Annotated in this window: 12 protein-coding genes; 1 reads left to right on the forward strand and 11 read right to left on the reverse strand. The window is 37.3% G+C overall.

Annotation, left to right across the window (positions count from 1 at the left end; genetic code table 11):
- Positions 1-170: 170 nt before the first annotated feature.
- From panB to mazG, 5 genes are all read right to left on the reverse strand, one after another.
- Positions 171-974 (reverse strand): 3-methyl-2-oxobutanoate hydroxymethyltransferase, encoded by an 804-nt coding sequence (gene panB, locus VH441_RS06200; protein ID WP_434352791.1) that lies wholly within the window; start codon positions 972-974, stop codon positions 171-173.
- Between the two features lie 85 nt (positions 975-1,059).
- A complete protein-coding gene (folK, locus tag VH441_RS06205) occupies positions 1,060-1,599 on the reverse strand; it encodes a 2-amino-4-hydroxy-6-hydroxymethyldihydropteridine diphosphokinase (RefSeq protein WP_434352792.1) in 540 nt (179 codons plus the stop codon).
- Between the two features lie 19 nt (positions 1,600-1,618).
- Positions 1,619-3,229: a polynucleotide adenylyltransferase PcnB gene (gene pcnB, locus VH441_RS06210; protein ID WP_434352793.1), complete on the reverse strand. Its 1,611-nt coding sequence runs from the start codon at positions 3,227-3,229 to the stop codon at positions 1,619-1,621.
- 146 nt (positions 3,230-3,375) lie between these two features.
- Entirely contained in the window at positions 3,376-3,711 is a 336-nt protein-coding gene (locus tag VH441_RS06215; RefSeq protein ID WP_434352794.1) for a ComEA family DNA-binding protein, read from the reverse strand.
- 34 nt (positions 3,712-3,745) lie between these two features.
- Positions 3,746-4,624 carry a nucleoside triphosphate pyrophosphohydrolase gene (mazG, locus tag VH441_RS06220; protein ID WP_434354368.1) on the reverse strand — a complete coding sequence of 293 codons (879 nt, stop codon included), beginning with the start codon at positions 4,622-4,624 and terminating at the stop codon, positions 3,746-3,748.
- Positions 4,625-4,764: 140 nt separating this feature from the next.
- Here mazG and VH441_RS06225 point away from each other — a divergent pair, with 140 nt between their 5' ends.
- Positions 4,765-5,970, forward strand: a complete 1,206-nt coding sequence (locus VH441_RS06225; protein WP_434352795.1) for a nucleotide sugar dehydrogenase — start codon at positions 4,765-4,767, stop codon at positions 5,968-5,970.
- Here the strand turns inward: VH441_RS06225 and VH441_RS06230 are convergent.
- The 6 genes from VH441_RS06230 to VH441_RS06255 form a co-directional block, all read right to left on the reverse strand.
- The gene (locus VH441_RS06230) at positions 5,967-7,283 is read right to left on the reverse strand and encodes a UDP-glucose/GDP-mannose dehydrogenase family protein (protein WP_434352796.1); all 1,317 of its coding nucleotides are present in this window, start codon (positions 7,281-7,283) and stop codon (positions 5,967-5,969) included. The genes VH441_RS06225 and VH441_RS06230 overlap by 4 nt on opposite strands.
- Before the next feature lie 20 nt (positions 7,284-7,303).
- Complete coding sequence (pgi, locus tag VH441_RS06235) at positions 7,304-9,094, reverse strand: glucose-6-phosphate isomerase (RefSeq protein ID WP_434352797.1); 1,791 nt, start codon at positions 9,092-9,094, stop codon at positions 7,304-7,306.
- A gap of 9 nt (positions 9,095-9,103) precedes the next feature.
- The gene (locus tag VH441_RS06240) at positions 9,104-9,973 is read right to left on the reverse strand and encodes a UTP--glucose-1-phosphate uridylyltransferase (protein ID WP_434352798.1); all 870 of its coding nucleotides are present in this window, start codon (positions 9,971-9,973) and stop codon (positions 9,104-9,106) included.
- A 177-nt stretch (positions 9,974-10,150) separates the two neighbouring features.
- The gene (gene glmS, locus VH441_RS06245) at positions 10,151-11,998 is read right to left on the reverse strand and encodes a glutamine--fructose-6-phosphate transaminase (isomerizing) (RefSeq protein WP_434352799.1); all 1,848 of its coding nucleotides are present in this window, start codon (positions 11,996-11,998) and stop codon (positions 10,151-10,153) included.
- Positions 11,999-12,435: 437 nt separating this feature from the next.
- Positions 12,436-13,170, reverse strand: coding sequence for a glycerophosphodiester phosphodiesterase (locus VH441_RS06250; RefSeq protein WP_434352800.1), 735 nt, complete (start codon positions 13,168-13,170; stop codon positions 12,436-12,438).
- Between the two features lie 107 nt (positions 13,171-13,277).
- Positions 13,278-14,732, reverse strand: coding sequence for a CDP-glycerol glycerophosphotransferase family protein (locus VH441_RS06255; protein WP_434352801.1), 1,455 nt, complete (start codon positions 14,730-14,732; stop codon positions 13,278-13,280).
- Positions 14,733-14,758 lie beyond the last annotated feature (26 nt).

A 14,758-nucleotide genomic window follows, 5' to 3' on the forward strand; every position in this document is an offset into this window, starting at 1 on the left:
CAAACTCATATGGTTCACTTAATCTAAAAAAGATATTATACGCCGTTGGATGCAAGAGTGATAGCAATAAATAGCCACAAAAAAAATCAGTTGTAAACGTTTTTAACAAAAAAAAGGGCAATATCAAAGTATATTGCCCTTTTGCTTTAACGCTTATATTTCAACAACTTTTATATCAAAAACTGATTTTCTACTGAAGGGTAACTACCCTCTTGCACTGCTTGATGAAACAAAGCAAATGCTGCTTCTACACTACGACTTTGGTTACGTTCATCACTCAAAAAATCATGCACAAAACGTGCAACACGACCATGTGTCACGCCCAACATATCATGCATTACCAACACTTGACCATCGGTATCTGCACCTGCGCCAATACCTATAACCGGCACATCAACGGCTTCTGTAACACGTTTACCGACATCAGATGGCACAACTTCTAACACCAGCATGGCAGCGCCTGCTTCTACAACTGCCTTAGCATCATCAATTAATTTTTGGGCTTTATCTTCAGTTTTTCCCTGAATTGTATAACCACCAAACACATTAACTGACTGAGGGGTTAGCCCTAAATGTACGCAGGTAGGAGTCCCTACTTTCGCAAGTGTTGATACAATCTCACAAAGTTCTGCCCCGCCTTCTAGTTTAACAACATGCGCACCTGCCTGCATTAAGCGTCGGCTATTAACAATGGCGTCTTCTAACGTGGTATAACTCATAAAAGGCAAGTCTGCCAAAATCAAAGCATGATCATTACTACGTGCAACATTGCTCGTATGGTATACCATATCATCTACCGTCACAGGTATCGTAGAGTCATGCCCTTGTACGACCATACCAAGACTATCCCCAATTAAAATCGTATCAATTTTTGCATTTTCCATCATGCGTGCAAACATCGCATCATAACAAGTTAGACATGAAAACTTTTTGCCTTCTTTTTTGTATTTACGTAAAGTAGATAATGTTGTCATGGTTATCCTTTAATAGTTAACTGATAGTAACAATAATGATTGAAGTGAAAAAGTGCCGTAAGACAAATAGGTGAGTCGATTGCTATCAATCAAGCAAGTTAAGCCCTTCCCAGTCTTTACTTAGTGCAAAGTCATCAAGGTTTTTACCTTGTATGTTAATATTAAGATGGTGTTTGTCTGCCAATTCTGCAAGGGGGACTAACACAAAGTTACGTTTTAATAACCCGGCATGTGGCACGGTTAAGTCTGGCGTATTAATTACTTCATCACCATAAAGTAAAACGTCAACATCTAAACTACGCTCTCCCCAATGACGAAGTCGCTCACGTTTTGCATTGTTTTCTAACGACTGACAAAAATTTAAAAGCTCATGCGCTGTCAACGAGGTTTGTACACCAACCACTGCATTAACAAAATTTGGTTGATCAGTCACCCCAAAAGGTGCAGACTCATAAAGAGAAGAGGCCTGTACCTCACTAAATTTCGGATGGTTTTGCATTGTCACAATGGCATGGGCTATGTGCTCGGCTGGTGTGCCAAGCGCATTAGTAATATTGCCACCCAAACCAAGAAAACATTGGGTTTTCTTAGTTTCAGCTGGCTTTCTTATATCCATATTTTGCATTGTTTATACCCAGCTATATTTAGTTTTTACGTTGACGCTCATTAGGTACATAACGGGTATCTAGCAACATGGACTCTAAGCGAGTAGCTTGCTGTACCGACTCAGTATTTTTTGATTTTCTCTTTGGTTTTTTATCAGCAGATGTCGGCTCTTTTAAAAACTTAACCGACTCACCAACCATAAAAAGCGGTGATGGTTGCTTACCTTTTTTGTTATTTTTTCCCTCTAAAGACAACATTTTTAGCTGTGCTTTTTCTTGACTGTCTTGCGTTACTGGTTTATTAACAGAAAGACCACTATCGAGATGTTTTCCATTGACAGAATTTACGGGTGGTTTCGCTTCAAAAACATCTTCAGTCACGCCATTAGCGCGACGACTACGTCGACTACCACCACCGCGTCTCGTTTCTTTTGCAAATTGATCAATTTGTTTTTGTTTTTGTTTTTCTGTCAGGGTTTGGAACTCTTGCCACCAAGCACCCATGCCATTGGTTGGTTCAGCAAGCGGTGTATCTGCTTCACCACACATCTCACGCAACAACAAAAAGTCAAAACCTGCCCTAAATTTAGGATGTTCAATAAGTTGCATGATATTTTTTGCACGTGGATTCGCCAAACGAGGCTGCAACAACCACACCTCTCGTATAAACTGCTCTGCAAACTTTGGAATCGATGTTTTTAATCTTTGACGCTCTATCACCTTGCTAGCTGCTTTTTGCTGTGCATCGGCAAATGGCATGTTGCGTTTTTTATATTTATTTAATTGATATAAGTAGTTACCCCATAACATTGCTGCATAAAAAAATGCGGGATTAATACTTTTGCCACTGGCAATCCGCTTATCAGTATTAATCGCTACTTGTTTAACTAATTTACTTGGTTTGTTGTCAGGATAAATAAATAAATGATCAATTGCCTTATATTCATATAAGATTGGCAACAAGGGCACAATATAACCACCAATAAACATTTTTTGTGTTTCATCATACAAACGATGTGGAGAAACTTGGTCAAGCAATGCCCAATTTTTATCGTTAAACTGTTCTGATAAGTCCTTATCAAATTCAAAATTAAGTTTTGCTTTAAAACGCAAGGCACGCAAAAGTCTAACTGGATCTTCTTCAATCCTTGTTGGTGCATGCCCTAGCAAGCGTAACTTATGACCTTCAATATCGTCTATCGCGTTACAAAAATCTTTTACCACCCCTTTTAGCGGTTGGTAATAAAGAGCATTGATGGAGAAATCACGACGGTTAGCATCTTGTTTGATATCACCCCAAACGTTATCTCTCACCAACATGCCTTCTTCGGTCGTATAATTGTCGCCTTTTGGTGGTGCTCTAAAAGTGGCTACCTCAATCATTTCTCGCCCAGAATACACGTGCGCTAACTGAAAGCGTCTACCGATAATACGGCATCGTTTACCAAACAACGCTTTAATCTCGTTTGGTTTAGCATTGGTCACCGCATCAAAATCTTTTGGGTTTAAACCTAATAAGTTGTCTCGTACACCACCACCAACTATGTAGGCTTCAAAGCCTGCTTTGGTAAGCGTAGAGATAACCTCAATAATTGAATTAGGTAAGCTTGATTTGGTCAACCCCAGTTGCTTGGCTGAAAGATCTGCCATGCAGATAACTCCTTGAAATAACGATATTGCCAATTTTATAAGAATTGTTTGGCTTAATGAATAGATGCTATTTTAACAAAGTTCCGTGTTAATTTCTGTAAGGACTTCTTTTTAAGTCGTTAAAACCTCACACTATTCGTTCACTTTTAGTTAGCTGTTAATCTTCGACGATTCTTATTAACAGTTTTTATACCAATGCCATGCACCTTTGCCAAGTCATCTATTTGTTTAAAGTCACCAAACGCTTGGCGATAGGCGATAATCGCTTTGGCTTTTTTACTGCTGATACCCTCTAGCGTACTGAGTTCTGCCTCACTTGCCGTATTAATATTAATTGGTACACGGCTATCTGCTAAGGTTTGCAACGCTTCTTGTTGCAATAAAAACTGATATGCCTTATTGGGGTCAGCAAAACATTGCGATGTTTGTGCGCAAGCGTACGATACAAACAATAAGATATAACTTACAAAAAAATATTTCAATAAAGTCGACTTAAACATCCGTATCTAATCTCAGCTATTTTTCAAAACTTTTCGCTTGTTCCCAGAGTCTATCCATTTCTTCAAGCGATGCCATTTCTGGTGTTTTATCATTTTTTGCCAGTTCACGTTCAATATATGCAAAACGAGAACGGAATTTATGGGTACAGGTTAACGCTGCCTTTTCAGCATCTATATCTAACTTTCGGGCAATATTGACCAAACCAAACATACAATCGCCCAACTCTTTTTCCACCTCGGCTTTGTGTGCCTCAGTCAGCTTTAACCTGTTACTCTGGCTCTTATTTGGTAAAATCTCTTTCAGTTCGGCAATTTCTTCTTCTAACTTATCAACAGCATCAGCAATGTCATCCCAGTCAAAGCCCAACTTGCCTGCATACTTTTGCAGTGCTTGAGCCTGCATTAACGCACTGCCTGTTTTTACCTTATCTAGTTTGCTCACAAACTTACCGCGTGCTTGCTTTTTAGCATTTTCTTCTGCTTTAATTTCATCCCAACGTTTTTTAACGGCTTCTTCATCTGGTAAATTTTGTTTATCAAACACGTGGGGGTGGCGACGGATAAGCTTTTCCTGCAAAGATTGTATGACATCATTTAGCCCAAAACGTCCTTGCTCTGCGTAAATCTGCGTATGAAAGACAATTTGTAACAAGACATCACCCAACTCACTTTTTACATCTTCATCATCTTTATGACCATCTGCATAGTCCTGTTGAATTGCCTCAACAAGTTCATAGACTTCTTCAATCGCATAGGGAATCAAACTTTTATTCGTTTGCTTAATATCCCACGGGCAGTCTTGACGCAAACGTGCCATTAGTACCAATAAATCAGCCATATCACCTGTCGCATACGGTGGGTTCAACAAAGTTGGCTGTGGTGATAACACATTCATAGCTTTATTATCAGCATTTATATTAAAAGTTGTTTGCTCTGTCATATGTTCGCCATATTTAAGTTCTAAGATGAATAAATTTAGTGTAACATTAAAATAAGAAGTTTTATTTAAAATTAAAATATACCATAGAAGTGATTATGAGTTTATCAACACAAGATTTAAAAAACATTACGGTCATTGGCGCAGGTTATGTTGGTTTATCAAATGCCATTTTATTAGCACAAGAGCATCTAGACACCAAAGTTACGCTATTTGATATCAATAGCGATCGCATCGCTCAGTTACAACAACAAAAATCACCATTACAAGATAAAGAGATTATTGATTTTTTAAGCAACCAGCCTCTTAATTTTTTTGCAACAGATGATGCGTCTCACATATACAAAGACGCAGATGTCGCAATTATTGCAACGCCAACCAATTATGACATTGCCAGCGGAAAGTTTGACACCTCATCAGTTGAGTCCAGTATTAGATCCGTACGCGAACAAAATCCATCGGTACCAATCGTCATTAAATCGACCATCCCTATTGGCTTTACTAAAAACATCCATCAGCAATTTGATGAAAATATTATATTTATGCCCGAGTTTTTACGAGAAGGGCAAGCATTGTATGATAATTTGCACCCATCTCGTATTATTGTTGGTGCGACTAACCAACAAACTAATTTTGTAGAAAAATTAATGGCATTATATAAAAAAGCAAGTTTAGAAGAGCACCTTGAATGCTTGCAAATGCCGCCAACCGAAGCAGAAGCCGTTAAACTATTTGCTAATAGTTACTTGGCTACCCGCATCTCCTTTTTTAACGAGTTAGACAGCTTTGCCGAGTCAAACCAACTTGATAGTCAATCTATTATCACAGGTATTGGTCTAGACCCTCGCATTGGGCAACATTATAACAACCCATCTTTTGGGTATGGTGGTTATTGCCTACCTAAAGACACTCAGCAATTAAAAGCAAATTATGAAGGCGTACCATCTAACGTCATTCACGCAGTGGTGGATGCAAATAATACTCGAAAACGTTTTATCGCACGGCAAATTATTGATAAAAATCCAAAAAGCGTCGGAATTTATCGTTTAAGTATGAAAAAAGATGCAGATAATTTTAGAGATTCAGCCATTTTAGACATTATTAATACCTTAAAACAGCATGGGCTTACCATCACCATTTATGAGCCTGCCATTCAAGACAATGAATTTCAAGGATGTGCCATCATCGCTGATTTAAATACCTTTAAACAAGCCAATGATTTAATTGTTGCTAACCGCTGGCATGATGAGTTAAATGCCGTGGCTAAAAAAGTTTACACAAGAGATGTATTTGGGTTTAGTTAACTCTTACGTCCAATACCAATATAGTCGGATGTTAACTGACCAAGCTGGTTGGCAGTAAAAATATTTTGCGTATCGAAAACAGGCACAGCAACTTCATTAACTCGTTCTACTTGCGGTGGCTGTTCATAATCCCAGTTTAATACAAAAATTGCTTGTGCCTGTTCAAGCTTATCATAAGGGTTGTTAATCAACTCAAGCTTTGGTTGTTCAGGGTACAAGGCTAACAGTTCACCAGTTGCTTTATCGGCACAAACCAGCGTTTTAATATCATATGACCATAACAAACTTAATAGTGGATGAATTGCCGAGTTTTGCGTTCTTCCTGATCCCGCTTTATAGCTTGCCCCCCACACCATAACCGTTTTTTGTTCAATCAACCCATCAAAGTATTTCCAAAATTTCCTAAAAATCAGCTCTTTTTGGTCATCATTAATGTTACTCACAGCCTTGATTAGTTTGATATCCGTATTAGATTGCACAAAACTATTGGCAAGCATGTCTACTTCAGTTGGTAACGTACGACCACCAAACCCCCAACCTGCTTTTAGATAACTTGCACCAATCCTCTCATCAAGACCCATAATATGACTAACGGTGGTAATATCCACCTCTTTCGCATCGGCAAGCCTTGATAGCTCGTTCATATAGCTTACTCGAGTGGCAAGCATGCCCATGATACTCCCCCGAGAAAATTCAATTGTGGCAATATCCGCCACATACGACTGTTTTGATTGATGCATAAACGGTTGCATCATCGCCAGCCGTTGCCAGCTGTCTTTGGTTTTTTCACCCAATAACCAAAGTTTGGGGTTCAGCATAGAACTGTAAGCTTGCCCATCTTGTAAAAAAACAAAGGGGACATAATAAATCCATGGGCGATGAATTTTTTTACTCATCTCATCAAAATAACCAATCTGGTTTTTACCTGACAAGATATATGCTGTTTTTTGATTTTGACTCGTATTCACAACATGAATAAATGTCTCTTCAAGGCTATTTATCTTTTCATTTTTTAGCGGATTAAACCAGTCATCATTAAAAAGCCATACAGCTTCCACATTATCTGACACATCATTTAACACACTATCAAAATCAACGAATGATGAGGTTACAATCAAGTCTTTTTGCAAGTACAACTGCCATAGTGCCAATACATGATGCTCAAATTCATACTTCATCAATGTATCATTAAGATTATCTAATTTCGAAACCACTTGTACTTGATTACCCAAAGACGCCAAAACCACAGCAGAAGTTATGGCATCAATACTATGACCAAGAATAAGACAAGACCTATTTTTTTGTAAGTGCATATACTTTACCTATTACTGAGTTACGGGTTATTTTGATTACTTGAAGATTGATTTTGCATGATATGCTTCAATAATTGATTGGTTGACTCATCAAAACTAAAACTTAAATCATCATTGCTGATATCAACATCGAAACAGTCGAACACTTCATTCGCAACCTTTTTCCCCATTTCTACGCCCCACTGATCAAACGGGTTAATCTCCCAAATAGTTGCCATAACAAATACTTTGTGTTCATATAAAGCTATGAGAGATCCTAGGCTATATGGCGTTAGGGAATCTAATAAGATAGTGGTAGAAGGCTGATTACCATGATAGTTCTTAAATCTATCATTTAGAGAGGCTCCACTTTGTGATGCGCTATTTTTAGTCTCGTCACTTGCTTGGTTACCAAATGCCAACACCCGTGATTGAGCCAAACAGTTTGCCAAACTTAACTGATGTTGTTGCTGTAAAGTTTGACTATGATTAGCACGATTAGTTTGTGTGACGTTAATATCAGCTTCACTACCAATTATATGATTATATCGTTCTACACAAGCAATAAAATCACAAGAAACTTTTTGAGTACCTTGATGGAGCAACTGATAAAAGGCATGTTGTGCATTTGAGCCAACCTCACCCCACAAGATTGGACAAGTATCATAATTAACTGCTTCACCTGTTTTAGTAACCGACTTACCATTACTCTCCATCTCTAGCTGAGTTAAATAACTTGGTAAGTACTTAAGTCTCCCATCATACGGCAATACTGTATGCGCATTTATGTTTAAAAAAGTACTATTCCAAACCCCAATGAGTCCCATCATCACTGGCATATTTTGCTTAAAATCAGTATTAGCAAAGTGTTCATCCATTGCATGAGCGCCAGCCAATAGTTGATAAAAATTGTCCATACCAATACGTATAGCAACCGCCAGACCAATAGCGGACCACAACGAAAATCGCCCCCCTACCCAGTCCCAAAACCTTAACTGATTGTCAGGATGAATACCCCATTTTGTTGCTTTTTGAGAGTTAGCAGATACACCAATAAAGTGGCGATGCAAAACGGTTGCTTTTGGCGCAAACTGACATAACCAGGCAAGCGCTGTTTTAGCGTTAGATAAAGTGTCTAAAGTGCCAAATGATTTTGATGCGATAATAAAAAGTGACGACTCAGGATTTAACTTTTTTAAAAGCCCCTCTAGTTGACTGCCATCCATATTTGAAACAAAGTGCACTTTAATACTGGTATCCGACCACTCATCTAATGCAGAAGCTGTCATCAGAGGACCTAAGTCAGACCCACCAACACCCAAATTAACCACATCGGTAATGGCCTTGCCAGAATAGCCACGCCAAATGCCACCACGAATGCGATTAACTATTTTATCCGTTTGTTCTAGGCTTTGATGTACCTCAGCAACCACATCTTTACCATCAACCATTAATACAGATTGTTTAGGCAACCTTAATGCCGTATGTAGGGCTTCTCTATCCTCGCTGTTATTAACTTTTTTTCCTTGCAGTAAATCGTCAATTTGTTTTTTTAGGTTTTTTTCATTAGCCAGTGCTAACAAACTATCAACCACCTGCTTATCAACAAGCTGTTTGCTATAGTCAAAATACATCCCGACTTCATTAATAACAAATTCTTGTTGTCTCGGTTTTTTTGAAGCCTGGCTATTAGACTGATTTTCTTTAATATCTTGTAAAAAAAGCTTGGGTAATGACCAAGGCTGACTGGCTAACCGCGCCAACTTTTGCCAACTTTGGCTATCATCAAAATTTTGGAAGTTATTGGGGTGGTCTGCAAGGAATTTAGACATAATGTTTAATCAATCATTTAGTTGCTGTTGGGCAAAGTAAATAAATGCTTGCATATAAGTGCTCATATCGCCCGCATCATAACTGGCACCTTTCATGGTCGTCACGTTTACACCTTTGGTATTAATCAATGCATCAATGGCATCTGTTAATTGTATTTCACCACCCACAGAAGCCTTTGTTTTTGCTAAATGGTCAAATATTTCATTAGCAAATACATAACGCCCAACCACTGCTAAATTAGAGGGAGCTACTTCTTTACTTGGCTTTTCAATAAATCCCGCTACCGAAAAATTCAAATTACTTTGCGACTGTACCTTTTGTAAATCATCATCTGATTTTAGCTGGGCAATACCATATTTATGTACATCATCATCACTAACTTCATCAACCAAAATCTGTGAATGATGCACAGCTTCAAACTGCTGAATCATATAGGCCAAGTTATCAGACTGCATATTGGTAGTGAACGGATCTAAAACCACATCTGGCAGCATAACCACAAAGTCGTTTTCTCCAACGATTGGGCGAGCTGCTAATACCGCGTGTCCAAGCCCTAAGGGCTTACCTTGACGTATCATGGATACATGCACATCTTCTGGCAACCAATTTAAACTATCTGCCAGCTCATTTTTACCTTTGGTTCTAAGCTGAGTATCTAACTCTGCATTTACATCAAAGTAGTTTTCAATCGCACTTTTTTGAGCATGACCCACCAAAACAATATGTTTTATTCCTGCTTTTACCGCCTCTTCTACCACGTAATGAATTGCAGGACGATTACCCAAAGGTAACAGCTCTTTTGGGACAGACTTAGACAATGGCAACATTCGTGTACCAAACCCCGCAACGGGGATCACGGCATGGATAATTTTTGACATGATATTTCCTATTATTGTTATATTAAGTTTAATGAAAGTAAGCTGTCTTGTTCAAATCATAAGTCTAATAATCTTAGATGTCAAAAAAGACATGATATTCTTTCAAAAATTCAAAAAATATAAGCCCTATGAGAACATCATAAGGCTTATTGATAAAATTAAGAGATAGTTATTACCTTATTCAACCGTCACACTTTTCGCCAAGTTTCTTGGTTGATCCACATCAGTTCCTCGAGTAACAGCAACATGATAGGACAACAACTGCACAGGCACACTATAAACAACTGGCGCTAATAACTCGTCTACTTCTGGTATATAAATAACGTGAATACCCTCTTCTTCTTCAATGCCAGAATTTTCACTAGCAAATACAAATAATTCACCATGGCGCGCATGCACCTCTTGCATATTTGCCTTTAACTTATCAAGCATACTATCATTTGGTGCTAACACAACCACTGGCATATCTTTATCAATTAGGGCAAGTGGACCATGTTTAAGCTCACCGGCTGCATAGCCTTCTGCATGAATATAGGAAATTTCTTTCAGTTTTAACGCACCTTCTAGCGCAATTGGAAACTGACTATGACGCCCTAAGAAAATTGTACTCGTCTTATTTTCAAAAGACTCTGTCCACTGTTTAATCGTTTTGTCTAGATTAACAGCCTGATAGAGTTGCCCTGATAGTTTATGCATCTGTCCAATGATGTGATTTTCAACAGATAGGTCAAGGCGCTGCTGAATACGACCAACTTTTAATACCAACAGCATAAGTGCAACCAACTGAGTGGTAAATGCTTTGGTAGACGCAACCCCAATTTCAACGCCTGCTTGTGTTGGTAAATAAATATCCGTTTCACGCACCATAGAAGAAGTCGGGACATTACATAGTGCCAAAGTCTGTAAACCTTGGATATCATTATTCTTGTACATCTTCTGCACAGCTCGTAACGCCGACAGCGTATCGGCTGTTTCACCTGATTGCGAAATACAAATTAATAGAGTGTCATCACAAACCACTGGATGACGATATCTAAACTCGCTCGCAATTTCAACAGAACAAGGCAATCTGGTTAATTGCTCAAACCAATACTTTGCAACCAGTCCAGAATGATAACTGGTACCACAAGCAAGAATTTGCACACAGCGTACCTGTTGCAATCTTTCATTATGTACCCCTAAAAAATCAGGTTTTAAGTGATTGGTGGTTACTCCCATATCAAGCGTTCGACTAACCGCATCTGGCTGCTCGTAAATTTCTTTGAGCATATAGTGCTTAAACTCACCTTTATCGGCATTATGTTGAGTGGCGTCTAATTCCTTAATTGCACGTTTCACTGGTTGACCATTCGCAAATACCTCAACATGATTGCGTGTTAATCTAGCAATATCACCTTCTTCAAGATACATAAAACGATTGGTAACTGGCAATAAGGCTAACTGGTCAGATGCAATAAAGTTTTCACCAATACCAACACCAATCACTAAAGGTGAACCTAGCCTAACGGTTATCAACTCATCTGGATGATCGGCATGAATAACCCCTAAAGCAAACGCACCATGTAATTTAGGAACTACCAGTTCCACTGCTTTTAATAGATCTTGAGTGCTTTGATATGCGTAATGAATAAGGTGTGCCACTACCTCAGTATCGGTCTCTGATGTAAACTGATAACCTTCAGCTATCATCTCTTTTTTCAACTGAGCAAAGTTTTCCACAATCCCATTATGTACAACTGAAATCTTACCAGATACATGAGGATGTGCATTATGCTGTGCTGGTTCGCCATGCGTTGCCCATCGAGTATGGGCGATACCTGTTGTACCAACAAAACAACCACTATCCATATTAACAGCATCAACTAAAGCTTGTACTTTGCCAACCTGACGTTCTCTATGAAGTTGATTATTCTGAATAATGCTTAACCCAGCCGAATCATATCCACGATATTCTAGACGTTTTAATCCTTCTAATAAGATTTCTACAATATTTCTTTGGGCAATTGCACCAACGATTCCACACATACCGGGATTTCCTCGTAATTAAATTAATAAATAATTTTTTCTTCTAAGTATTCTAGATTTTACGCTGTTATATAAAGTAGATAAAGGTTCATTTCACTAACGATTTGGAAATATAATATTTTAGAACGATTAATAATATAAGAACATAATTAGATACGTAAGAACCACAATGATTATTAAAATAATAAACCATTATTTTAGTGAATATTATTGTTCTAATACCAAGAAGTTCTCAGATATTACAGAGACTAACCTTTATAATTGATAAAAACATTAATAACAGTTTAACAAGTAAGATTTTTGATGTTTCAAATAAAAATCATAAAACTATAAATCTTCTCAACCTAGAAACTGCTTATGTAATATTTTATCTGCCAATTCAGAAAAACCATGAAGAAATTAAAATATAAAATCCAGACTATAAATTTTTAAAATCATCACCCATACTCTTTTAGAAATAATGTAGGGTTGTCCGTAATTATCGTATCTACCCCTATATCAATAAGTCTATTGGCTACTTTTAAATTATTTACAGTCCAAGCAGTTACTTGAATTCCATAACGATGACATAAACTCACAATCTCCTCTGTAATTAGCGTGTACTTTAAACCGACTGATTTTGCTTGTATTCTTAACAGTGAATTGACAAGATCTGCCTTCTTAAAGGTAGATAATACTAAAAGACCTCTAGAAAACTCTCTAAAACCTTTATGATTTTTCAAAAGCTCTAGCAACTGAATGTCAAAGCTTGTCAGAACAATAGGAAGCTTAAACAGTTCTGAATTACAAAAGTTTTGATAAAGGATATTGACCATTTTCCGTTTGTCCATCCTAGGATGCGTCTTTATCTCCAGTTCAATATGGTTATATCCATATAAATATGGAACAATTTCAGTAAGAGTTAACATTCTATGGCCAGTATTAACGAAAAAAACTTTTTTACAGTAATCAGCGGTTAACTGCTCTATCATACCTTGTTGTCTGCAAACTCTAGCCAACGTATTGTCATGTGCTAAAACCAGTTGATTATCAGAAGTAATTTGAACATCAAACTCAATCCCGTCAATACCCTCTTTAATCAGTCTATGGGCTTGAATAAAACCTTCCTTTGAGTTTTCAAGCACTTCTGCTTTAGCACCACGATGTCCTAATATTTTAATTTTACAATTCATTTTCTTATATTCCTAATATCATTTTTGAATATCAAGATACCACAAAAAGCACACAGCACCTAATTGGTACCATGTGCTTTATATTAAAGAGAAGTTTGAGAATAGAGCTAGAACGAAGGTTCACTGCTCTCTTGAGAGTTGGTAAGATTTTCTAACGCTTGATCTCGTTCGTCGCAAATCATTTCAATTGCAGCAAGAAAGTTTTTAGTACTTTCTTTATTAATATAGTCAACATCACCTAAAAAATATCGTTTTACTTTATTACGGTTTAACTTTATCGTATCTTCTTCCATCTCACGATGAATAATAGTTATTATCTCATTGAAATTATTACTATTAATCATAATAGCACCATTAGTAATAAAGGGTTTGTCATTACGCTCAGTGGTTTTATAAAACATATCAGTCATAAGCATTGGCTTATCAGTTGCTAAATAATCAATCGCTACTGCTGAATTGTCAAAAATAGCTAAATCTACATGTTCGTAAAGTGAATTGATATCACCTCCTATGACAACTTGAGCTTTAAAATGACCTGTTAAGCGTTTAATAATCTGGTCATTTATTTTTTTCGACTGTACTAAGCGACTACCCGTATTTGGGTGCGGCTTATAAATCAAATATAAACTAGGATCTGCTAAAATCTCATCAATAATTTGTAGACCATAATCATTTAATGATGTGTAGTTCATCGATTCATGCGTTGATTCCCATGTTGGCGCATATAACACAACTTTTCTATCTTCTATTGTAGAGTTCCCAAATAATAATTGATCATCTAAGATAGTTGGATCTTTCTTTGCAACATCAGGTTTAGAAATTTTTTCAATATATTCTAATTGTGGTCGTCCAATAGTAATATAGCGATTCATATCTTTATTTAACAGATTATTACTATATTTATCATAAGCTGCTGGACCAACTAAAAAAACATAATCATAAGCTTTTGTTTGATTACTGACGGTTGATAATTTATCGCTTTCTCCATGGTTGATATGAACATGAAATGCATCTCGTGTAATTAATGACTGGAAATTCTTTTGTCCATGATTAACATATAATACACATTTAAATTGACCTTGTTCATATACCTGCATCACATTATCTATCAAACGACAATAAACAACTTGAAAGTCTGTATTCTTTTTAATCCAGTCAAACGTTTCCTTCTTACGTACAATAAAAATAAAGCTTTTTACTTTCACTAACTCTTTTAGAGGACCTAACCATTGCTCTATTTGATATAGATTGCCCAATCCCCCATCAAAATATAAAGCGACTTCATCTTTCAACTGAATATTATGAAAAATTCTATTTTCAGTGGTGGCTGCTTTCTTTGCCGGAGCCTTTGCAACTGGTTTCTTTGCCGGTGCCTTTGCGGCTGGTTTCTTTGCCGGTGCCTTTGCGACTGGTTTCTTTGCCGGTGCCTTTACGGCTGGTTTCTTTGCCGGTGCCTTTGCGACTGGTTTTTTCTGAACAACTACATTCTCAGCTGTTCGTTTGTATATACTGTCGGCAACAGAAATCAAAGGGGTCTTTAAAAATTTAGATACCTTGCTCATATCTTCTCTCATAGTTTTCTTGTTTC

This window comes from Psychrobacter sp. HD31 (assembly GCF_051097895.1).
GTDB lineage: Bacteria > Pseudomonadota > Gammaproteobacteria > Pseudomonadales > Moraxellaceae > Psychrobacter.